This window comes from Bacillus coahuilensis m4-4 (assembly GCF_000171615.1).
GTDB classification, from domain to species: domain Bacteria; phylum Bacillota; class Bacilli; order Bacillales; family Bacillaceae_K; genus Bacillus_T; species Bacillus_T coahuilensis.
The window spans coordinates 60,455-83,863 of record NZ_ABFU01000013.3 but is presented as its reverse complement, the minus strand read 5'-3'; the positions used below and the strand labels follow the sequence as shown (position 1 = coordinate 83,863).

The 23,409-nt window shown below is 38.8% G+C and carries 17 protein-coding genes and 2 pseudogenes; 2 read left to right on the top strand and 17 right to left on the bottom strand.

What is annotated here, in order from left to right:
- Positions 1–284: 284 nt before the first annotated feature.
- From M44_RS03025 to htpG, 10 genes and pseudogenes are all read right to left on the bottom strand, one after another.
- On the bottom strand, positions 285–1,385 hold the full coding sequence (locus M44_RS03025) for an endonuclease (RefSeq protein WP_420167088.1): 1,101 nt from the start codon (positions 1,383–1,385) through the stop codon (positions 285–287).
- A gap of 474 nt (positions 1,386–1,859) precedes the next feature.
- On the bottom strand, positions 1,860–2,090 hold the full coding sequence (locus M44_RS03020; protein ID WP_010170734.1) for an excisionase family DNA-binding protein: 231 nt from the start codon (positions 2,088–2,090) through the stop codon (positions 1,860–1,862).
- 47 nt (positions 2,091–2,137) lie between these two features.
- Positions 2,138–3,505 carry a sodium/glutamate symporter family protein gene (locus M44_RS03015; protein WP_010170732.1) on the bottom strand — a complete coding sequence of 456 codons (1,368 nt, stop codon included), beginning with the start codon at positions 3,503–3,505 and terminating at the stop codon, positions 2,138–2,140.
- Entirely contained in the window at positions 3,502–3,711 is a 210-nt protein-coding gene (locus M44_RS03010) for a hypothetical protein (protein WP_010170730.1), read from the bottom strand. Before M44_RS03010 ends, M44_RS03015 begins: the two co-directional genes overlap by 4 nt.
- Complete coding sequence (locus M44_RS26725) at positions 3,698–3,853, bottom strand: hypothetical protein (RefSeq protein WP_010170729.1); 156 nt, start codon at positions 3,851–3,853, stop codon at positions 3,698–3,700. Before M44_RS26725 ends, M44_RS03010 begins: the two co-directional genes overlap by 14 nt.
- 44 nt (positions 3,854–3,897) lie before the next feature.
- Positions 3,898–4,653 (bottom strand): lysophospholipid acyltransferase family protein, encoded by a 756-nt coding sequence (locus M44_RS24620; RefSeq protein ID WP_237705189.1) that lies wholly within the window; start codon positions 4,651–4,653, stop codon positions 3,898–3,900.
- A gap of 251 nt (positions 4,654–4,904) precedes the next feature.
- A complete protein-coding gene (locus tag M44_RS19880; protein ID WP_010170724.1) occupies positions 4,905–5,876 on the bottom strand; it encodes a class F sortase in 972 nt (323 codons plus the stop codon).
- Between the two features lie 57 nt (positions 5,877–5,933).
- On the bottom strand, positions 5,934–7,277 hold the full coding sequence (locus tag M44_RS02990) for a hypothetical protein (protein ID WP_010170722.1): 1,344 nt from the start codon (positions 7,275–7,277) through the stop codon (positions 5,934–5,936).
- A gap of 217 nt (positions 7,278–7,494) precedes the next feature.
- A pseudogene (locus M44_RS19875) lies at positions 7,495–8,911 on the bottom strand (alanine/glycine:cation symporter family protein).
- Between the two features lie 158 nt (positions 8,912–9,069).
- Positions 9,070–10,940, bottom strand: a pseudogene (gene htpG / locus M44_RS19870) (molecular chaperone HtpG).
- A 413-nt stretch (positions 10,941–11,353) separates the two neighbouring features.
- Between htpG and M44_RS02975 the strand changes: the two are divergent.
- The gene (locus M44_RS02975; RefSeq protein ID WP_010170718.1) at positions 11,354–13,954 is read left to right on the top strand and encodes a cation-translocating P-type ATPase; all 2,601 of its coding nucleotides are present in this window, start codon (positions 11,354–11,356) and stop codon (positions 13,952–13,954) included.
- A gap of 103 nt (positions 13,955–14,057) precedes the next feature.
- Here M44_RS02975 and M44_RS02970 read toward each other — a convergent pair whose 3' ends face one another.
- The 4 genes from M44_RS02970 to M44_RS02955 all read right to left on the bottom strand — a co-directional run bounded on the left by M44_RS02970 (position 14,058) and on the right by M44_RS02955 (position 19,338).
- On the bottom strand, positions 14,058–15,830 hold the full coding sequence (locus M44_RS02970) for an ABC transporter ATP-binding protein (RefSeq protein ID WP_010170717.1): 1,773 nt from the start codon (positions 15,828–15,830) through the stop codon (positions 14,058–14,060).
- A complete protein-coding gene (locus M44_RS02965) occupies positions 15,827–17,566 on the bottom strand; it encodes an ABC transporter ATP-binding protein (protein WP_010170716.1) in 1,740 nt (579 codons plus the stop codon). The genes M44_RS02970 and M44_RS02965 overlap by 4 nt, the downstream gene beginning before the upstream one ends.
- A gap of 298 nt (positions 17,567–17,864) precedes the next feature.
- A complete protein-coding gene (locus M44_RS02960) occupies positions 17,865–18,332 on the bottom strand; it encodes a hypothetical protein (RefSeq protein ID WP_010170715.1) in 468 nt (155 codons plus the stop codon).
- 139 nt (positions 18,333–18,471) lie between these two features.
- Positions 18,472–19,338 (bottom strand): DegV family protein, encoded by an 867-nt coding sequence (locus M44_RS02955; protein WP_010170714.1) that lies wholly within the window; start codon positions 19,336–19,338, stop codon positions 18,472–18,474.
- Between the two features lie 236 nt (positions 19,339–19,574).
- Here M44_RS02955 and M44_RS02950 point away from each other — a divergent pair, with 236 nt between their 5' ends.
- Entirely contained in the window at positions 19,575–20,243 is a 669-nt protein-coding gene (locus M44_RS02950; RefSeq protein WP_010170713.1) for an HAD family hydrolase, read from the top strand.
- A gap of 32 nt (positions 20,244–20,275) precedes the next feature.
- On the opposite strand, the gene M44_RS02945 is transcribed toward M44_RS02950, so the two are convergent.
- The 3 genes from M44_RS02945 to M44_RS02930 all read right to left on the bottom strand — a co-directional run bounded on the left by M44_RS02945 (position 20,276) and on the right by M44_RS02930 (position 23,230).
- Positions 20,276–20,800, bottom strand: coding sequence for a YehS family protein (locus tag M44_RS02945; protein ID WP_010170712.1), 525 nt, complete (start codon positions 20,798–20,800; stop codon positions 20,276–20,278).
- Between the two features lie 30 nt (positions 20,801–20,830).
- Complete coding sequence (gene rlmD / locus M44_RS02940) at positions 20,831–22,201, bottom strand: 23S rRNA (uracil(1939)-C(5))-methyltransferase RlmD (RefSeq protein WP_010170711.1); 1,371 nt, start codon at positions 22,199–22,201, stop codon at positions 20,831–20,833.
- A 102-nt stretch (positions 22,202–22,303) separates the two neighbouring features.
- Positions 22,304–23,230: a diacylglycerol kinase gene (locus M44_RS02930; RefSeq protein WP_010170710.1), complete on the bottom strand. Its 927-nt coding sequence runs from the start codon at positions 23,228–23,230 to the stop codon at positions 22,304–22,306.
- Positions 23,231–23,409 lie beyond the last annotated feature (179 nt).

Sequence of the window (23,409 nt, the reverse complement as noted above, 5' to 3'; positions counted from 1 at the left end):
CATTCCAAGACAAAACTCCTTTTAATAAGAAAAGACAAGTCTGTAAGAGGACTTGATAAAAGTGAACAACAAATAAAGTAATAGAGTCCCCATTTTACAGAGGTGGCACAACTATCGTTATATAGGGATAAAGCTTACACATAAAATAAATATGTTTATTTATTGGAGATTATTCTTTAGCGGAGAAAAGTGTGCATGTACATTACATAGATTAATAGAAGATAATAGAGGAATAAATACAACAAACCGACTGGGTTGTCCCACAGCCGGTTCTAATACAGTGATTACCAGATTAATTCTGCATATTCTGGATGATCAATAAATGGATTTCGATTTCCTTGATATTGTTCGAAAATAATGTCATTGCGGCGAATTTCAAATGCATCTACTGGATCCTCTTGGTGCCATTGTAGTAAAACAGATAACTTGCCATGATATGGAGCAGACCCGTTGTTTACTATGTTATTTAACTCTAAATCTAGCTCTCCGCTATCACCTTCATAACGAACAGCCATGTAAAATAACATTCTAGCTACGTCGCCTTTTACTTCATCGCGTGGTTCCCATGAATCACTGTCAGAGTAGTTTCCAAACGCTTCACCATGAGCATATCCCCCATTATCAAAGTCTTTATTGCCACGAGACGAATTCACCGTAACGTCTGTTGGTCGTAGGTGATGAAGGTCTGTACCTGCGCCCATCGTTGTGCCAAAATCACCATGTGATTTTGCCCATACATGTTCACGATTCCAATCGTCAATACCACCACCGTTCGTATACTTTGATTGAGAGCGCCCTGTATATAATAGAATAACATTATTTGAGTTCGTAGGATCTTGGTCTGTTACACGAAGAGCTTCCCATACGTTGTCATAAGAAATTTCCGTATGATCATCTATGATGTTATGTAAAGCTGTTTTTAAGGTTGTACCTGTTTTTCCTTCAGCTGTAGCGTAGTAATTTCCGTATGTAGGAGGAGGCGTGCTTCCCCCACTCGTGACGATTTCAAATGCCGTCGCATTTTTTACACCAGAATGAGAGAAATAAGCAGAAAGAGAACCTGTTACCTTTACTTTTTTACCTATTAAACTAGGATTTGATCGTAATCCGTAAGCACTTCTAAATTGCGCTGGCACTTGCACATAAATCATATTATTCGTATTCTTTTCAGTAGCTGAATCTGCTAAAGCGATAGCATAGTCATTTGGAAAATTACTCGTCACAACGGTCGTAGTAGATACGGGTTGACCAACCACATACCCTTCAACCGTTTTGGTAGTACCATTTTGATTGGCATTTCCTTGCGAAACAGTATACGGAGAACTCCACGTACCTGTACCTGCTGCTTCTGAAATTGAAGGAAAAACTGAACTTACTGCTAACATGAAAATAACTAATAATGCAATAAATTGATGAACTCGAACCTTCATAACCTTCCTCCTCATAATAAAATCAATTTAACTTTACCTGATGAATTGTAAAAATAGGGTGAATTTATTGTAAATCAGAAAAATTAGTAAAATAGGACGGAATTCAACGAGGTGGAAGTAGGCACATCAACCTTACTTTTTCCAGTAAAGTAGGAGAAGATGGCGATAAACTTTACCTTTGTCAATTTGGAGATCTTTTAAAAGTCGTGATCGGTTGTGTCGGATTGTGTTTTTGGCAGTTGGGGATACGCGCGGCGCTCTGCTTCTCTTTTTTCGCCTATTGAGACACGCGCGGCACCTCCCGCGGCGCTCTACTTCTCGTTTTCCAATTCCCAGAACGCACGCATCACCCAACTCTAGAATCTACTTCGTCATCACAGTTCCATCTAAATTAAAAAAGCCGCCCAACAAAATTGGACAGCCCCTCATTTAATCTTCATCTTTTACATCATAATCTTCCGGGATAGGTTCACTTAAATATTCCTCAATCATCTTCTTATATGCTTCGATCTGATCCAAATGGTTTGTAAATTGCTCGCGATTAATCAAATATTGGTCACCGTCATGTACAGCACGAATCTTTCGATCAACAATAAGTTTTTCAATATATTCTTCTGGTAACGACAAATAGTCTGCCGTTTCTTTCATGGTTAAATACATTCCACGTTCGCTCCTTTACTTTTCTCATCATAAAAGAAATTTGAACGTTATGCTACTTTTTTCAACCTTATTCGTAGCAGGTACAGCAAGAAAATAAAATAAACAATCAGAGCAAGAAAGGTATAGGTGTAGAAAATCGGTTCTCCCCCAATAAATCCAACAATCGGTAAGTTTAAGATGAACATAAGAGGAAGTCCAAATACGATCGCTGTCGCACTTCCCATCACCATATTATCTGTTGCATTGGATTCAAATTTAGGGTCAACTGCTTTTACTAATGCCATACCTGTAGAAATCGTACCTGTGAGCATTCCGTAAAACCCTAGAATATTCGGCAATTCATTTCTTTTAAATAATTTTGGTGCTAACCATTGAATATAAAAATACGTTCCAATTCCAGCAGCAGTCGTTAATATCAAGACAGGAATAAGGTATTGACCTAATGCATATAGTGAAATGGCCGCAATTGAAGCGGTAATCATATAATCAAAAGACACCCCTGCAATCCGTTGTAATAAATAATTATTAGGAGCATGTTCTAAATGCACATTTTTCTTTTGAAAGAAATTAAGAATGATTCGAAATAAGATCGCGTAAAGACTACCAATTAAAAAGTGGAACCCTTCTAATAATTGAGATAAGGTCGCACCATAGGTTCCTAACGGCTGTAGGAATGAGCTTAGGAAGTTGATAGTTAAATAGGTTATAAGATAGATTAGAGCGATTAAGGCTATTTGGTAGGTTAATTTATCCATTGCATCACTAAGTGATAACTCTTCTACTTGGTCCTCTTCAATTACTTTAGATTTTTTCACGTCATCGGCATGAAAGACTGCTGGATAAATCCCTTTCTTTACTAGCATATTCATAGCAAACATCCCAAAAGCCGTTGCCCATACAAACCCTAATCCTGCGAACGTTAATCCTAAGTTCCCTCCACCTTCTATGCCCAGCTCCTGCCACTGAACACCAATGGAATAAGCTTGTCCAGGTCCTTGACCGAATCCAAGAGGTAATAATAATCCGATCCCGGGGAATACATTCGGAAAAAGCACTCCTCCAAGTACCAGCAATAATCCAAGGCCAATGATTCCTTGTATCAAGTAATTGGACACAATAAAAATTCCCGCATTTACCACTTCGGGACGATTTTGATCTAACTTTCTTTCTTTTAAGGAAATGGCAATGAAACCAATGGCCATTAAATGGTAGACGACAGTACCTAAGGTATCTAAATTATATTGAAAGAGGCCTAATAATTCAGGCCCCACAAGTAATCCTAAAAATCCAGCAATCATGGAAGTTGGAACAATCATTTTCTTAAAGAAAGATACTCTGGCTTTTAAAATCGCCGTAATTAAAATAAATAAGGATAAGTACATCAAATCAAGTAACGACAGCCAAGTTGACATCATAGTAAAACACCATCTTCCTCGAACGCTTGTTTTTCTTGATAATAAAGAATGGACTGTAACCATTTGTATGCGGAAGTATATGGGTGATGAAACACTACACTGTATAAGGATTCCTCTAGATAAAATTCTAAGCGATTATTCATTTGAACATTAGCTCCGTCTAACTTTACAATCGGAAAGTTTTGTTCTAAATTATGATCTCCCATAAAAAAGGATGCTTCGGTCTTCCCATAGTAACGAGCCTTCTGATAATAAGGAGAAGTTTCCATCTTGATCTGCTCGGTATAGCTTTACACTATCTTTCATGCGCTCTTGAAACGTTCTAGTGGTACTATCAGAAAAGATCATGTCCCTTAACTCCTCTAGCTGCCAGTTATTCCAGTCCTTTGGAGTTAAAAAATCAGCAGCCTGCCCGTTTTTTCAAACGTTCCCGCTTTCGTATAGGTAACGGATGATGAACACACACGACAGATTAGCTTATCTTTTTTAGAACGTAACGTTCCTAGTTCCTTGCAATCAGGACAGATGAATAAATATCGCTCTAAATAGTTCGCTAACTTTTTTCCTGAATAGGTTGCTTCTGTTTCTTTTCTCCAAGATCGTTCATCGTGGTCTAGTGACTGCCTGATTACTTGAAGCACCTGATCCGTGCTTAAATCCTCAATCTGATTAGGGTCAAGTATCTTTTCAAAGGATATGGAAATGGGACCCTTCCGAAAAGATTGTGCCCATCTCGGGTGAGATAAATGCCCTCCCTTAATTTTAGCAACCACCACTGGTATAGTAAGCATTTTTACGAGCTTACTTACAGCAAGAGGTATAGGTTCGGTTTGACCATCCCAATTGCGATTTCCCTCAGGAAAAAGTCCAATCACTCTATTTTCTTTCTTAGCATTGACCATCCCTCTTATTGTTCTCGTATCAGACTTGAACTTTGTTTTCGGTATCGCATTCACATAGTGTAGGAGTGGTTTTAGTAGCGGTTTTCTAAATAATGAATCAGAAGCAACAAAACATATTGGTTCATTAACATAACAATTTATATAGAACGGATCCCAGTTCGTTACATGATTTGATAAAATGATATAGGGTGGCTTTAAATCTATCGTATCGTTTTGTTCAATGGTAATCGTAGAGCGACTCTCCAAAAATGTCCGCGTACAAGATAACACGGTCTTCACAAAGTAAGGATGAGGTTTCTTATAAGTACTCAGTTCCACTCTCTCCTTTCTAAATTTTTCACATAGTCCCATAGTAATACAAAATTCAACAAATAAATTATAAGACTTTGTAAAGTTTATTTTATTTCATACTATTCAGAATATAAAGTCTTTATTAATATTAATTTGTTATTTTAAGACGAAAAAAACTCCCATTGACGGGAGCCTTTCATTAAATGTTATTTTACTATAATCGTTTCAGAAGGATTTGATTCTGTATATTCAAGGTTCACAGTAGTGATGTAGTATTGATCACCTACTAATGCTTTGTCATCATAGAAACTTTTTCTTTCATGGGCAGACACACTTTTCAGCAAAGTAAATTCTTCTTTCCCTACACTCTTTTTGTAGAGTCTATATCCGATAATCGTTTCATCTTTTACAGCATGCCAAGATACGGAACTCGTATCAAATTCAACCGTTGTTGGAGCTTCTGGAGCGTTGATCGTTTTTTGAGCAGGATCTTTTTCTATTAATTCTGCATACACAACCAATCTATCTAAGTAGTGTCTAGAATCGTAATCAAATGTACCAGTACAAGTGATCAGGTTTAAATTAGCACTGTCTGATTCTCCGAAAATTTCTTCAATAGGAGCTTCATTGCTTTTGTATGTTTCTTTCTTGGTTACTTTGAATTCCTTTTCTTCTCCGTTTTCTCCTATAACGTTTATAACTGCTCCTATTTCTATATTCTTTAATTCAAAAAAGATAGCTGGCCCTTTATAGCTATCAACATGTCCCGCTAACACAGCGTTACCTTTTTCTCCAATCTTTGCCCCATGACGATACCACCCAACTTCATCTGTTGATTCGGGCACTTCCATCGAACCATCCTCTAATAAACCAACTGAGATAATCGGTGCTTCTATTGATAAACTTGGTATGGATAGTGAAACCGGCACCATTCCCTCTTGAATATCTTCTTTTTGTTTCAATTTCTTCTCAATTTCTGCCATAGAATCTAAGATGACAAATTCTTCTTCATTTTTATCATTTTTTTTGCTGGGGGGCCATTTTTCTTCCACTGAAAAATCTTCAGGATGATGCTCTAATTCTATTTCTGGATTTTCTGAATTGGCTTCAAGTGTAAGAAACCCACCTACTGATGTAGCTGTAATCACCGCAATCATTATCCATTTTTTTATCTTCATGCTCATCATCACCTTATGAAGAAAACAAGGAGAATATCCTTCTCCTTGTTTTATATTTTACTCTTGTTTAGATAGTTTTTTTCTTACAACTACTCCACTTGCCAGTACCATAACTGCTACAAAAGCCATCCATACTTCAAACTCAAACCCTTGATCAGCTGTACCACCCATTCCTGTGCTTGGCATTTCAGTAGGCATTTTCGATTCTGAAAATTTATCTGGCATTTGCTTTACAATAGCATCACCTAACGCCTGCCCAACTCCAAACATAAAGGCATACCCTTCTCTAAATGTTTCTGTACTCATTTTATAATCCTCTGCAACATAGCTATCAAACGCTTGTAACACTTGGTCTTCATGAGTTCGAAGTGATGAAACAGCTGCGTCTTCAGGAAGGTTTCCTTCCGTTGCTGTTGCTAAAAACATTCCAAATTCTTGCGTGAACATGGATAAACTTTCACGTGCTTCTTTATCTGCTGCTGCATCGCCAGCAAGTGTAGCACTTACAAGTTCTGCTTGCGCATTTATATGGTCACTCTCCCAGAGCTTCTTGAACTGTTCTGCCCCTTCTGTTCCATAAATTGATTCGATAGCTGCTGTAAAATCTTCTGTATTCATATCCTCTGCCCAAGTAGCCGCATCATACTCAGGAGCTTCCATGACTCCAGCTTGCATACTCATGACAGCTGCTGCAAAATGTTCTGCCGCAACATTGTTTAAAGCAGAACGTAATTCTGAAGCTGCGCTATCTACTTTTGTATTTTCAAATTTTTCTGGCATTTGGGCTACAATTGCTCCTGATAATGCTTTACTAATATCATACATTCTGTCATAGCCTTCTCTGAAGCTAGTAAAATATCCTTCATAATCTTTTTCTACGTATTGATCAAACGCCTCAATAACATCCATTTCATGAGCCGTTAACACCTCAGCAGCTGCTTCTTTTGGAAGGTTCCCTTCTGTTGCCGTACTCAAGAATGTAGAAAATTCTTCAACGAATTCTTGCACTTCTGCTTCTGCAGCTTTTCTTGCTTCTTCATCATTGTTTTGTGCAGCTTCTACAAAATCATCCGAGTATTCATTATGATTCACAAAGATTTCTTCAAACATTTTAGCACCTTCAGTACCGTAAATGGACTCTATGGCTGGCGTCATATCCCGTGCATTTTGATCCAGTGCCTCGTATGCTTCCTTTTCATCTTTTGCATCATTATAATCTTTCACCATTGCATTGACAGCCAAAATATAATGCTCTGATAATAGTTGGTCTAATGTTGCTCTAAGGTCAGATGCCGGTGTTACAACTGTTGGCTCTTCTGCCGCTAATCCAACAGTTGGTGCTAAAAGGGATAATCCTAAAATTGGTGCTCCTACTCGTCTTGCCCATTTCATTTTTTTCATCTTCATCTTCTCCTTTTGTTTTGGTTGATTTCTACTAAGCTAACGAAGACAATCATGAATTGGATCACTATTTTTAAAAAAGTTAAAAATTATTTTTTCATAGATACTGTTAAACAATCTTGCCCGTTTTCTATGGGGCGTTGCCACCGCTTACTCTTTACCAATGCCTTCACATAAAAAAACCTCACTTTCTACCTATTGAAAGTGAGGGGTGATGCTATAAATGACTAGTATCTCTTTCTGGCTCCCATGCTTCTACATTTTTCAACCCTTTAATAGAGGTGGAATAGAAAACAGGATCTTTACCTGCGGCTTTTTGATCTTGGTAATCTTTAAGTGCAGCAAATGCAATTTTACCTAATAATATGATCGCAATGGAGTTAATTAAAGCCATAAAGCCCATTAACATGTCAGCTATGTTCCATACAAAACTTAAAGAGGCAACGGAACCGAATGCTACCATCGCCACAACTGCCACACGGTAAATATGAATCCACGCGACGTTCTGGTGGATAAATCCAATGTTGGATTCACCATAATAGTAATTTCCTACAATCGAACTAAAAGCAAACAACAGGACAATAACGGATAAGAATACAGCAGCCCAAGAACCTAAGGTACTATCAAGGGCAGTTTGAGTTAAAACAATTCCATTATCCTCTCCTTTGTTTGTATACACACCAGAAAGAAGGATGATGAAAGCCGTTGAACTACAAATGATTAAGGTATCAACAAATACTCCTAGCGTCTGAATTAGACCTTGTTTTACAGGGTGGCTTACGTCAGCAGTGGCCGCTGCATTTGGCGCACTTCCCATTCCCGCTTCGTTTGAGAATAGACCGCGCTTTATTCCGTTCATCATAGCAGCACCAAGCGCACCGCTTGCCGCCTCTCTAAGACCAAAAGCACTTTCAAAAATAAAGAACGAATACAGATGGAATTTCTGTTACATTCATCATCATAATAATCAATGCTAAGATTATATAAATTCCTGCCATAACCGGTACAATCACTTGTGAAACAACAGCAATTCTTTTTACGCCACCAAAAATGATAACGGCTGTGATAACGGAAAGGATGACCGCCATAAGCCCTTTACTAATGCCAAACTGCGCATTGAATGCACTAGCAATCGTATTAGCTTGTACTGAGTTAAACGCTAAACCAAATGTTAAAGTAATAATAACCGCGAATGTAATGCCCATCCATCTTGCATTTAAAGCTTTTTCCATATAATAAGCTGGACCGCCTCGGAATGTTTCTCCGTCACGTACTTTATAGATTTGTGCCAGTGTGCTTTCAACAAATGATGAAGCCGCACCAAGTAATGCAATGAGCCACATCCAGAATACAGCTCCTGGACCTCCAGCTGTAATGGCCAGCGCCACTCCCGCTAAGTTTCCTGTACCTACTCTTGAAGCCGTACTGATACAGAATGCTTGAAAGGAGGAGATTCCACCATTTTTTGATTTTGTTCCTTCCCCGAGTAGCTTCACCATTTCTTTTATCAAACGAATTTGAACAAAGCCAGAACGAAAAGTGAAATATAACCCTAACCCAATAAGGACAAAGATTAAGACGTTTGACCATAACAATGTGTTTATGCTATCAATCATATCATTTAGCCATTTCATGTTGAAATCTCCTTAAAATAATTTTATTTCCCGTCATGTTAGAAAACCTAACATACTTAACGATAATCATATCACAGGTTTTATTATATTAAAATACTTTTTATTATTGTAATAATGGCAGAAATAAAAAGCACTGCAATGCGCAGTGCTTTCCTTGGTTATTTCATTACTTTACACATGTCATTCGTAAACTGTACAGGATCCTCAATTGGCAACCCTTCAATTAGTAACGCTTGATTATAAAGCAAGTTTGTATACAGATTGAACTTTTCTTGGTCCGCCGTATACGACTCTTTAAGCGATTGGAATACATCATGGTTTGCGTTAATTTCTAATACCTTATCCGCTTTTACCCCTTGGCTATCAGGCATTGCTTGAAGAATTTTTTCCATTTCAATGGATACTTCTCCTTCAGCTGTTAGGCAAACAGGATGCGATTTTAAGCGAGTAGAAACACGCACATCTTTAATTTTACTAGAAAGAATCTCTTTCTATTTTTTCTAATAAGTCTTTGTTTTCTTCTTTTGTTTCTTTTTCCTCTTGGTCTTCAGGAATCCCAAGATCTCCACTTGAAACAGACTTAAACTCTTTTCCGTCAAATTCACGTAGCATTTTAATCGCAAATTCATCTACATCATCTGTAAAGTAAAGAATTTCATAGCCTTTTTCCACCAGCATTTCAGTCTGTGGAAGCTTTGCGATACGCGCATTCGTTTCACCAGTTGCATAGTAAATATACTTTTGGTCCTCTTGCATTCTCTCAACGTATTCCTTCAGGCTCACTAGTTTCTCTTCTTTAGAAGAATAGAATAACAGAAGGTCTTGTAGGTCATCCTTATGCATACCAAAGTCATTGTAAACGCCAAATTTTAATTGGCGGCCAAACGAAGCATAGAATTTTTCGTAGTTTTCACGGTCATTCTTTAGCATGTTGGCTAGCTCTTTTTTAATTTTGTTTTTAATTATTTTTCGCAATAACCTTTAGCTGGCGGTCATGTTGAAGAATCTCACGGGAAATATTTAAAGAAAGATCCTCAGAGTCTACAATTCCTTTTACAAAGCTAAAATAATCAGGTATTAAATCGCCGCACTTCTCCATGATGAGAACGCCATTTGAATAAAGCTCTAAGCCTTTTTCAAATTCTTTTGTATAGTAGTCATATGGACTATTTTCTGGAATGTATAGAATAGACTGATAGCGCACTGCACCATCTACACTAATATGAAGATGCTTTAACGGCTTATCAAAGCCAAAGTGCTTTTCGTTATAAAAGTTCTCGTAGTCCTCATCTGTAAGCTCGCTCTTATTTTTTCTCCAGATTGGCACCATGCTGTTAAGAACTTTTTCTTCTTTCATTTCAACAGGCTCTTCGCCTTCTTCTGCCGGCTCTGTTGTCAATACTTCCATTTTAATTGGATAGCGGATGAAATCAGAATACTTCTTAATAATAGCTGACAGACGGTATTGCTCTAAGTATTCATCATAGTTATCATCTTCTGAATTCTCTTTCAGCTTGAGCTCAATTTCAGTTCCTACGGTCTGCTTTTCTACCTCTTCAATGGTGTATCCATCTGCACCATTTGATTGCCATTTGTAGGCCATGTCACTACTTAGCGACTTTGTCGTGACTGTTACTACATCCGCAACCATGAAAGCAGAGTAGAATCCTACCCCAAATTGACCAATAATGTTATGTCCATCCTTGGCTTCATTTTCATTTTTAAAAGCATAAGAACCACTTTGAGCGATGGTACCTAAATTGTTTTCTAGCTCTTCAAGCGTCATCCCAATTCCAGTATCACGAATTGTTAGTGTTCGGTTTTCTTTGTTCGGTTGGAGTTCAATATAATAATCTTCTTGATTAAACGTCATATTTTCATCTGTTAACGCTTTGTAGTAGATTTTATCAATTGCGTCACTAGAGTTCGAAATTAATTCACGAAGGAAGATTTCCTTTTGGGTGTAAATGGAATTAATCATCATTTCTAATAAGCGCTTGGATTCTGCTTTGAACTGTTTCTTTTCCATCTTAACAATCACTCTCCCTTTTCTTCTTGATTCATATGTAAGGTGAACCTTTTAGCACTCATATTAAACGAGTGCTAAGTACATATATTTTTTATCATAAATTCCTATAAACTGTCAACGGTTGTCCTACCTTTCAAACAAAAAAGAAGGAGAATTCCCTCTCTTCATTTGGAGGAAAGTATACGGACAAGTTCGGAACTTCTTGGCAATTTACTCATCAGCCAAAAACTACAACCCTTTAAAATCACTTGGTCAAGGAGTCATATTCTGTTGGTGTTTTCTGTTTGTCAAAGAGTGTTCAAAGAAAAAGAGTTTTAAAATCAGCAAAAGGGTAATCTAATTAAAAGGAATAGAGCAGGACTCTCTTTTTTTACATATTCATTCTAAAAGGTCCATATGAAAGGAGACCACATATGAATCAGTACCATAAGATTTCAACAGATGAAGCCTTGACCCAATTAGACGTAACCAAAAACGGATTAACCGATCAAGAGGCTAGTAAAAGACAAGAAGAATATGGGTTGAATGAGCTTGGGGAAGACAAGCGTAAAAGCTCCATCCAAGTATTCTTTGAGCAGTTTAAAGACTTTCTTGTCATCATTTTAATTGTGGCTGCCTTGCTTTCTGCTTTTTTAGGCAAATTTGAAAGTACGATTGTCATCCTTGTGGTTGTCACCATCAATGCTATTTTAGGGACAGTCCAGCACATTAAAGCCGAACAATCCTTAAATAGTTTAAAAAGCTTATCATCTCCTACTGCAAAGGTGTTGCGAAACGGCAAGAAGGTAGAAATTCCTTCTAATGAAGTAACCGTTGGAGATATTCTTTATTTAGATGCAGGGGATTACATAAGTGCTGATGGTAGAATTTTAGAAAGTCACAGTCTGCAGGTCAACGAAAGTTCTTTAACCGGTGAGTCTCTCAGCATTCAAAAAATGATTGACCCTATTAACGAAGAGGATATATCCATTGGAGATAAAACGAATATGGTGTTCTCTGGTAGTTTTGTTACCTATGGACGAGGGATCATTGTTGTCACCGATATTGGCGAAAAAACTGAAATCGGTAAGATTGCAAATTTAATGGAGAGCGCAAAAGAAAAGAAGACACCACTTCAATCGAATCTCGATCAGTTTGGGAAGAAGTTAGCTATTGCCATTATTATCATTGCCCTTATTATTTTTGCCATCGATTTATTTAGGGGCAGAACCATTGCCGATTCCTTTATGTTTGCCGTAGCTCTTGCTGTTGCTGCCATTCCAGAAGCACTTAGTTCTATTGTTACGATTGTGCTCGCCTTTGGCACACAGAAAATGGCCAAAGAGAATGCCATCATTCGGAAGCTTCATGCTGTAGAAAGCTTAGGAAGCATTTCTGTCATTTGTTCCGATAAAACAGGAACGCTGACTCAAAATAAAATGACCGTACAAAAGCTGTTTGTTGATGGAGAAATCTTAGAGCATGATGCACTTCAGCTAGACGATCCATTACAAAAGCAATTTTTACTCATGAACATCCTTTGTAATGATGCGGAAACCACAGAGAAAAAGGAAATCGGTGATCCTACTGAAATTGCACTAGTTGACCTTGGTGAGAATGTATACGGAATGGATGAAATGGACGCCAGAGAGCGATATCCAAGATTAAAGGAAGTTCCTTTTGATTCTGACCGTAAGCTAATGAGTACGGTGAATACGCTCGATTCCAAAAAGATGTTATTCACTAAAGGTGCAGTCGACGTATTATTGGACCGTGTCGTAAAGATTGCAACACGAGATGGGATTCAGGATATAACCGAAGAACACCTTGAACAAATTCATGAAGCAAACCAAACGTTCTCAAAGAACGGTTTACGCGTGCTCGCATTCGCTTTTAAAGAAGTCACCAATGAAACATCCATTGACACAGAAGATGAACATGATTTAATTTTTATCGGGTTAACAAGCATGATGGACCCACCAAGAGAAGAGTCAAAAGAGGCAGTAGAACAATGTAAAGTTGCTGGAATCAAACCTGTTATGATTACAGGAGATCACAAGATCACCGCTTCTGCCATTGCAGATGAAATTGGAATTTTACAAGAAGGTGATGAAGCTCTTGAAGGATTTGAGCTAGAGAAAATGAGTGACGAGGAATTAAAAAACCGAGTCGAACACATTTCAGTCTACGCTCGCGTATCTCCAGAACATAAAATTCGAATCGTACGAGCTTGGCAGGACAAAGGAAACGTTGTCGCCATGACAGGTGATGGAGTAAACGATGGACCTGCACTCAAGCAAGCTGACGTTGGGATCGCCATGGGTATTACAGGCACAGAAGTCGCAAAGGATGCCTCCTCTATGGTGCTAACTGATGATAATTTCTCAACGATTGTTAAAGCTATTGCAAACGGACGTAGCATCTATACGAACATAAAAAACGCTATCCGATTTTTATTAGCAGGTAATACAGCGGGAATACTATCTGTATTGTACGCAAGCATTGGTGGATTGCCTGTACCATTCGCACCGGTTCACTTATTATTTATTAATTTGCTAACAGATAGTTTACCGGCTATCGCCATTGGGCTTGAGCCACATAAAAAAGATGTCATGAAAGAAGAGCCGCGGGATGTATCTGAGTCCTTGCTGAATAAAACATTCGCCACACGGCTTGTAATAGAAGGAATTTTAATCGCCATTGCCACGCTCATCGCCTTTTATATCGGGCTCCAGACTGACTCTATAACAGCCAGCACCATGGCATTCGCAACCCTGTGTCTCGCAAGATTGTTCCATGGTTTCAACGCGCGGTCAAGACAATCAATCTTTAAGGTAGGACTTTTTACAAACCTCTACTTACTAGGAGCAATTGCACTCGGAATTGTTCTGTTACAGATTGTATTATTAGTTGAGCCACTGCGGAATGTGTTTGAGGTCGTATTATTAACACCTACTCAGTTCGGATATATATATGGATTAGCGTTAGCGCCATTAGTAGTGATACAACTGTACAAATTACTCTTTGTAAAATAATAGAAAATATTTACCAAGTGCAGGAGAAGATTATTTCGGAACAGAAACGTGAACAAATAAAGGGTGAAGCTCGGATCATGTATCCAAGCCTCACCCTTTTTAGTTATACCGTCTTCCCACCAATCTCTACTTCACGACCAAATAATCTTGTATACACCCCAGAGTTGTTTTCGAGTAACTCCAAGTGGCTACCTTCTTCAACAATTCTCCCGTTCTCCAGCACAATAATTTTATCTGCAGATAGAACTGTAGAAAGACGATGAGAAATGATGAGGATGGTTTGATTCTTTCCAGCTCTTAACACGGCTTCATTAATTTTTGTTTCAGTAATAGGGTCAAGAGCAGAACTTGCTTCATCTAGTATCATGATCGGCGCGTTTTTGAGAAGAGCTCTAGCAAGGGATAAGCGTTGTTTTTGTCCACCAGACAAAAGGCTTCCTCGTTCTCCTACCACTGTGTTTAGGCCATCTGGCAAGGTCTCAAGCAAATCACCTAACCCACTTGCTTGAAGGGCTTCCATTAACTCTTCATCTGTCGCATCATGCTTACCCATTCGCAAATTTTCAGCAAGAGTTCCACTTCTCAGCTGTACATCTTGCGTAACAATGGCCATCTGTGAACGGAGCCATTTTGTATCCCATTCCTTCAAATTACGGCCATCTACTAGAATTTTACCTTGCTCCGTTTCATAGAAACGAAACAGTAAATCCACAATCGTTGATTTTCCGGACCCACTAGGACCGACTAATGCAACTTTCTCACCAGGTAGAACTCCAAACGAAACACCTTTTAAAACCGTCTCCTGTTTCCCTGGATATGCGAAGGTTACATCTTCTAGATGAATACTGCCTAATGCTCGTTCTCCACTAATTCCATCCTCAACTTCTGCCTTTGAAGCAGATTCACTTAGTAAAATATCGGAACGATCTAACGCAGGACCCGTGCGCCTTACAGATAACCAGTTTCGTAACAGTCTCTGCATCTCATTGGCCGCAATGGTCACAAGTCCTCCAGCCGTTAACATTTGACCACTCGTTAAATCTTCATTCCAAATTAATAGTGCACTAATAAAATAGACTAAGCCAAGCGCAAATCCGTTATAGCTTGTAATGACAATAACCGATTGCATTCTAGCTTTTAGTTCTTTTAAACTATGTTGAACAAAAGTATCGCGAATCTTCACAACACTTTCTACTTCCGCTTCCGATACTCCAGATACTCTTGACAGATGAATTCCTGTAACAGATTCTCTTAAACGCTCAAGATAACGAGACGCTTCTTGTCTAGCATCGGCAGAAGCCGCTCTCATTCTAGATCCAACAAAGTTGGAGCTCCAGTAAAATAGAACGCCTAATACCACACTCGTAATCATTAAATACGGATGAATCCACAATAATACAAAACTATAAATAATAACTCCTTGTACGCTCGCCATAAATGTAGAGCCTTCCCACGCTAGAAAATTATGAAGCGTGTCCGGATCATCGGACACTCGTGCAAGCATTTCTCCAGTGGAATTGTTATGGTAGAACGAATATGGCAACACTTGAAGATGCCTGAATAGTCGTAGCTTCTGCCAGTTCGTCACCGTCTTCGCGGTTTGATGACAGAAATATTCATCAATAACCATCATCACTAAATCTATCACAGCCGATAATATCAATAACCACATTAATCCCCATAGTAAACGTTCATTCTCATTAGGAAGAATAGTGTCCACAAGCCAGCTTAGGGCTAAGGTTGGAATTAATGCCGAGAACACTTGGCTAATGGCTATGACAACTGAGTCCGCAATGACCCATTTTTTATAGGGCTTTAAAAAAGAAAGGACTCGTCTTCCGTCTCTGTTTTTCTCTTTGGAGACCACCGTACTCATAGGATCATCTCCTTTTCTAACTCACTATACTGCGCTCGGTATAGCTCATAATACTTACCCTTTAGAGCTAATAATTCTTCATGCGTTCCTTTTTCTGCTACAACACCCTGATCTAACAACAGGATAATATCAGCATTTCTTACTGTCACCAAACGATGGGCAATCGTAATGGTCGTTCGACCTGGAATCAGTTTTTCAAGGGAAGCTTGCACTCTTTCTTCTGTTTCACCATCTAGGGAGCTCGTTGCTTCATCAAAGATTAAGATTGGCGGCTGACGTAATATCGCTCGCGCTAGAGCAACACGCTGTCGTTGGCCACCGGATAGCTTTAACCCTCTCTCACCAACAATCGTTTCATACCCTTCATCTAACGATTCGATTAATTCCATTAACCCCGCAGCCTCAACGGCTTTATTTAACTCTTCGTCTGTCGCATTTTGTTTACCGTATAATAAGTTTTGGCGAAGAGTGTTATTTAAAAGGAATGTTTCCTGGGAGACCATTCCAACTTGTTGTCTAAAGCTGTTTCGGTTGTATGCAAATAAATCCTTTCCATCAACTAAGACAGACCCTTCATCTGGCTCATACAAACCTAAAAGTATTTGGACAAGTGTACTTTTGCCTCCCCCACTTGTTCCAACAATTCCTACATGGCTTCCTTGTTTTAAATGAACTGAAACCCCTTTTAATACATGCTTATCACTGTTTGGATACTTAAACCAAATGTTCTCCAAAGCTATTTGTCCTTTCACTTGTCCAAAACCTGGTAAATTCTCGTCATGTTCCTCTGGAAGATCAAAATATTCATAGATTCTAGATAATGCAGGAATCGCTTGTTGAATAATCAAGGCATTCTCAGCCAATGATCTGACGGGAAGGAACATGATAGGAATAAAACTTAAGCAAGAGACAAGTGTCCCCACCGATATCTCATTATTCCAAATCGCAAATCCACCAACTAACATCACAACCCCAGGTGCTGCAATATTAAAAAGATTTCCAAGACGCCAGTTCACCTTTCCAATCAAGGCCGCTCGAATCGAATAATTCTTCCACTCTGTCATCTTCTTTTCTTGTGTGAGATATTCCTGATCTTGAGTTTGGTACGTTCTTACTAAGCGAACGCTCTCAATACTCTCCTGCAAATGGTTATACATATCCGCACTCATATCCCGCTGGACTGCGCTCATTTTCCTCATCGTAGTTCCTAGTTTAAAGGATGGAAGAATATAAATGGCAAATACTCCAAACATCACAATAGCAGCTGGCCAAAATAAGACGAACACAGCAGAAAATGCTGCGATAGCTCCCACTACTTGCTGTAAGATTCTAGGTACTACCGTATTATTTAAATTCTGAATCGACTCCACATCGTGTGTTAATCGAAATAACATATCTCCCCTAGGCGTCTTTGAGAAAAAACTCATAGGCGCACGGTGAAGCTTGCTAAATGCACGAATTTGCATATCTGTTATCACATCGAGTCCAATTTTCACTTGAACATATTCTTGAAGTGTTTCAAACAAAGATTTCCCTAAGAATGCCCCTAAAATTCCACCTACAACCCAGAGTAGAAGGGTCATTTCCTGTCCACCAATCACCTCATCCACTAATTTCCCAACGAGGATGGAAGGAACAATCGTAAATAATCCGCCGATAATTGAAAACACTAAAGCGACCAACAGCATTTTCCAGTACGGCTTGAAATGATGAATGGTTGTCTTAAATAAACCCATCTAGTAATCCTCCCTTTCCCCACATTTCGTTTCATTTTCTATTTCTTTTCTCACCGCAAGATTCTATTGTATTATAAATTTTGGGAAAATTCACTAAAAATCTAATGGTAGTAAAACAGAACATAAAAACAACCTGACACTTGGGATGATCTTTCTTTTTTCATCCCAGATACCAGGTTATACATTAGTTAATGGTCGTCATCATCGCTATACTATTTGCAATAAATTTCTCATCAGCCACCTCATAGCCAGATATAGTATGGTCACCTCTATAGATTGAATTGCCCTGGATATTCACTCATATCAATAAACTCATAGTCATCTCGATCTCCAAAGGATCAACCCACCTCTTTTGCTCTTCAACCATTTGGATCGAGAGTACAAGAGATAACGTATAGCTATCACGCTGATTCGGATGCCTCTGAACTTGAATATACGATAAGTTTATAGTATCATCAGGCTCTGGAGCAGAAAAAGTAAATTCATCCGGAATCATCACGTTAACAGGATACCGTATTGCCTGCATTTCCTCTGTCCAATCACCCTTAATAGTTCCGGTTTCAATATAGCCTGTTTCCCAATGGGCTGGGACAGGGGTTTGAATACCTTGATCACATATCAATAATTCCGTTTCTGTAAATCCTGCCACACACGGTTCCTCTACTATTTTCTCTACTGTATTCTCATGACTTGCTTCTTCTTGAATGGCCGATTCCACATTACACCCCACCAACAAAAAGGCAACTACTACTACTGCTTTCTTCATTCTGTGTATTTCCTCCACAACATTGCTTTAGTGCTTACTTAGTGTACATGTTTCACACAAGTGTTTGAATAGAGCTTGGAGGATTTACTCTAATTAGACCGATTTCCGCTTATTTATTTCAATGTACTCGATTAACATTCTATAAAGAAAATTCCTTATCATCTTCCTGCCAAAACAACGCAATCGTACCTTCGCCACCATGTACGGCTAATGATGTATTAATTTCTCCAATTATTACCTCAACGTTTGGAAGCATTGCATTAATTTTATCCTTTAGTTCTGCTGCTTTTTCTTCTACATTTCCATGCATAATGCCAACCTTTTTCACCATAGCGTTATCAGCAGATCTCTTTAGTAGATCCACTAGCATATTTAGTGCTCTTTTCTCGGATCGTACACGTTCGAATAAATCTAGCTCTCCACCTGGATTAATAGACAATATCGGCTTAATTTGAAGAAGGTTTCCAAGCAAAAACTGAGCACCTGACATCCTTCCTCCCTTATACAGTTGCTCAAGCTTTCCTAATAAAATATAATTTTTACTTTGAGACGCTTGAACTTTAAGCTGTTGGGTAATCTCTTCTATAGAACGCCCTTGATTAGCTAACCCAATGCCTCGTTCAAGCATTTCTGTAATCGCAAAGGAAAGTGAATTTGAATCAATCACTTCTACATTGAACTCCGCTTGCGTTCTACCTGAAGTAGAACTCGCTAGTGTCCCACTTAATTGACTAGATACATGGATCGCAATAGCTCCCTCATACTCCTCTTTTAACTTTTCATATGTTTCAACGAACTTTCCAACAGACGGCTGAGACGTTTTCGGTACCTCTTTTTGATTGCGAATCATCTCATATAACTCTGAGGATGTTAAGTCGATTCCATCCTCGTATTCATTTCCTTCTGATATGACGATGATGGGTACAACATACACATCTGGATGCTGTCTTAATTCTTCTGTTAAATAAACCGTACTATCGGTTACGAATGCAATCTTCTTTTTCATGTACGATCGACAACTCCTTTTACTAAAGAACTTAGGTCATTTGTTATATTATACTATCAGATATTAGTAATAGGTACTAATTTTGAATAAAATTTTTTCTTGTTTCCCTTTTTTAGTAGTGTTTGTCACCTTGTTTACAGCATCTCTTCGATATGTTATAGAACAATAATTTTCCATTTATTTTACATATCGTGCTCTTTCTAATATACTAACGGTAGAAGAGAGGTGTAAGAGCAATGGCTATCGTAACGGTTGATTTTGACGGAACATTGTACCATGGAAATTCTATGAAAACGATGATACAAGTCGGGAAAGCAACGTTTACTCCGCTTCAGTGGGTTGGAGTTGTAACAGGCCTTGGTAAAGCAGTGGCTATTGGAGTAGTCAAAGGCAAAGATCGATTTCGTCATGAGTTTTTTAGATCCTTCGCTAGAGCCTTCAAAGGAAAGAGCACCCACGAGCTTGACGAATTCTTTCAAATCCTAGTAGATCACGGAAAAGAAGATGTACACCACAGTCTCATACATACCGTTCGTCAGCACGAGGCAAAAGGAGATACCGTCATTATATTATCTGGAGCACTTCAACCCTTTCTACGAGCCTTTGTAAAAGAGTGGGAGATTAATGCTCATGTGCTAAGTACAGAATTACTGTTTTCAAGCTCGGGAGATTGTACAGGAGAACTCGGCGATATTATTAATGGTGATCTAAAAGTGAAAGCACTGCTACAGTGGATAGAAGAGCAAAATTTACAAATAACAGAAGACGAACATGAAATTTGGGCCTACGCCGATAGCGCCAGTGACATTCCACTACTCCAATATGTCACTCATCCAATCGTGGTGAACCCAAGAGAAGACATGATGAAGATTGCAGAAGAAAATCAGTGGTCAATTTTTGCATAAAAAGAGAGCCTGTCATCTAACAGGCTCTCCTCCTACACATCGTCTCTATATTGTATCGCTAACCCCTTTAAAAAGTTACGAGCATAGCCGTTTCCACATGGCTTATAATTACGGTGACCCTCTTTGCGTAACATATCACCTAGTTCACCTTTTGTCATATTCACACCCGCATCATGGAAAATATCCAGCATATCCTCACCTGTTAAAGACAGAGCAATTTTAACCTTCTTTAGTAACACGTTATTAATACTCGCATGATTATGAATAGAATAGTCCGGCTGCACCTTTTGTCCCGGCTTTACTTCTTTCGTTCCTCTTTTAAACGTGATGAGTCCATTTAAAAAAGATTCAAACATACGATTATTGCAGCGAATTTGTTCCTCATTCTCTATTATCTTCCCTGAGAAATCGGCCTCTTCGTCCTCGGTTTTGGTTAGAATCTTCAGTACTTCTTCTTTTGTTACCTCTACGCCACCAAGCTTGAAGATCTCTACCATGTCCGTATTTTTAATATCTAAAGCGAATCGTAAACGTATTAATATATCATTGTTATCCAACTTTAAGAGCCTCCTTCTATTCTATACCCTCTATTTTCTAACAAGTAATGCAACGGCTTCTACGTGCATCGTCTGAGGAAACATATCAACCGGCTGAATTTCTACCGTATAATAGCCACCTTCTTGTAATACTTTCAAATCACGTGCTAGTGTTGCTGGGTTACAGGAAACATAGACCACTTTTTCAGGTTTCATCTTCTTGATCGTATCTAGTAGCTTTTCGTCACAGCCCTTTCGAGGTGGATCGACTACAAGGACATCTGCCTTTATTCCCCGGTCATACCAAGCAGGAATCACATCCTCTGCTGGCCCTACTTCAAACTCAACGTTTGTAAATCCATTTAATTCTGCATTTCGCTTCGCATCTACTATGGCCTCTGGTACGATTTCTACACCATATACATGTTTTGCACGTTCCGCAAGAAATAAAGAGATGGTTCCTATTCCACAATACGCATCTATGACTGTTTCATTACCCGTTAATCCGGCAAACTCTAATGCTTTGTCATACAACACCTTCGTTTGCTCTGGATTCACCTGGTAAAAGGAGCGAGGCGAGATGGCAAAACGGACATCCCCTATATAATCATAAATATATCGCTCTCCCCAAAGAATCCGAGTCTCTTCCCCCATTATGACATTCGTCCGTTTAGAGTTGATGTTATGAGCGATAGATTTTAAACCTTCCACCTGATGAACTAGGTCTTCTACTAGTTGTTGTTTAAAAGGTAATTTGGATGTCTTCGTGACCAGAACAACCATGACCTCACCGGTCTTGTGCCCCGTCCGTACCATCACATGGCGCACTACACCTTGATGTTTCTCTTCGTCATAAGGCTGTATCCCGTATTTTTTAAAGGAGTCCTTAACGAGTTGGACGACTTCATCATTTTTCTTATGTTGAATAATACAATAAGGCATGTCCACTATTTCATGACTTCCTTTTGCAAAGAATCCTGCAACTAACTCCCCTTGTCTCATACCAACAGGAACTTGTGCTTTATTTCGATATCTCCACGGGTCATCCATTCCAAGCACTGGATGCACTGGAACGTTTTGAATTTTCCCAATGCGTTCCATCACATCCTTGACATGCTTACCTTTACTTTTTAGCTGTCCTTCATAATCCATATGCTGAATTTGACAACCCCCACACTCTGAATAGATAGGACAAGGTGGCTCTTGTCGATGGGGACTTTCTTCTAGTCGGTCTATTACACGGCCAAACCCAAACTTTTTCGTCGTTTTGACCACTTTTACCTTTGTTGTTTCACCAGGTAATACATCAGGAATGAATAATGGATAGCCATCAATTTTCGCTACACCATTTCCATCGTGAGTGAGGTCTTCAATATACACTTCTTCTATATAATCATTCTTCTTTACAGGAATAGTTGACATCAGATTCCTTCCTTTTCGTTCAGTTTCACTCGTTTGATTGTACCATAGTCATAAGCACGAGAAAAAGCTGTTGCAGTCGCCAACAGCTTTCCCCCACACTATCTATTCGTTTTCAAGGTCCACACGGTCTTGTGGACGAATTTTATCTAAAGGTGCATACACATCTAGGTGACGATACATACATTCGAATTCAGCAGGCAATAATCCACCAAACTCTCCGTCTAGATTTAATTGAACTTTTCCACCGGAAGTAGCTTTGATCCGTTTTGCTTTTGTGGAAATCACAAGAGGGTCATTTAAGTGCTCTCCTCTTAGCGCCGCTGAGGCAATTCGTACAAGTTCAGCTAGATTACACTTCTTCAAAATTAATAGTGAAAAGTATCCATCATTAATAGAAGCTTCAGGTGCTAATTTTTCAAAACCTCCAACTGAATTGGTTAGCCCTACTAAAAATAGCATCGCTTCTCCTTCAAATACCTCGTCATCGTATTCTAGATAAAGTGGCATGGATTTTAATGAAGGCAGCATCTCAATTCCTTTTAAGTAATAGGCTAGCTGACCTAACATGGTTTTCAGTTTGCTTGGAACTTCGTATGTAAGCTCCGTCAAGCTTCCACCACCAGCAATATTAATAAAATACTTTTCGTTCATTCTTCCAAGGTCGATTGGAACTGTATCACCCTTAATAATCACATTACAAGCTTCTTGAATGTCTTTCGGTATATGAAGAGCTCTTGCGAAATCATTTGTTGTACCCATTGGGATAATCCCTAGTTTTGGTCTATATTCTTGGTTAGCGAGTCCATTAATGACTTCGTTTAATGTACCATCTCCACCCGCAGCGATCACAAGATCGTAGCGGCGTTCTACTGCAATTTGAGCAGCTTTTGTACCGTCTCCTTCACACTCTGTTGCATGAGTGGACGTTTCAAAACCTGCACGCTCTAGTTTGTATAACACCTCTGGTAAGTGCTTTTTAAACAATTCTCGACCGGAAGTTGGATTATAAATTATTCGCGCTCGTTTCATTCTCCATCATCCTACTTTACAAAAATTTAATCTATAAAAATAATTCATTTACACTTCTTAACAAAAAAGTATCATACACCTTTTTGTGTAAAAATGCTAGTATAACTTATTAAATTATTTCGTTACTCTCTTTCTACCCTATATAGGAAGAAACTATTCTTTTAGCGAAAAACTACATC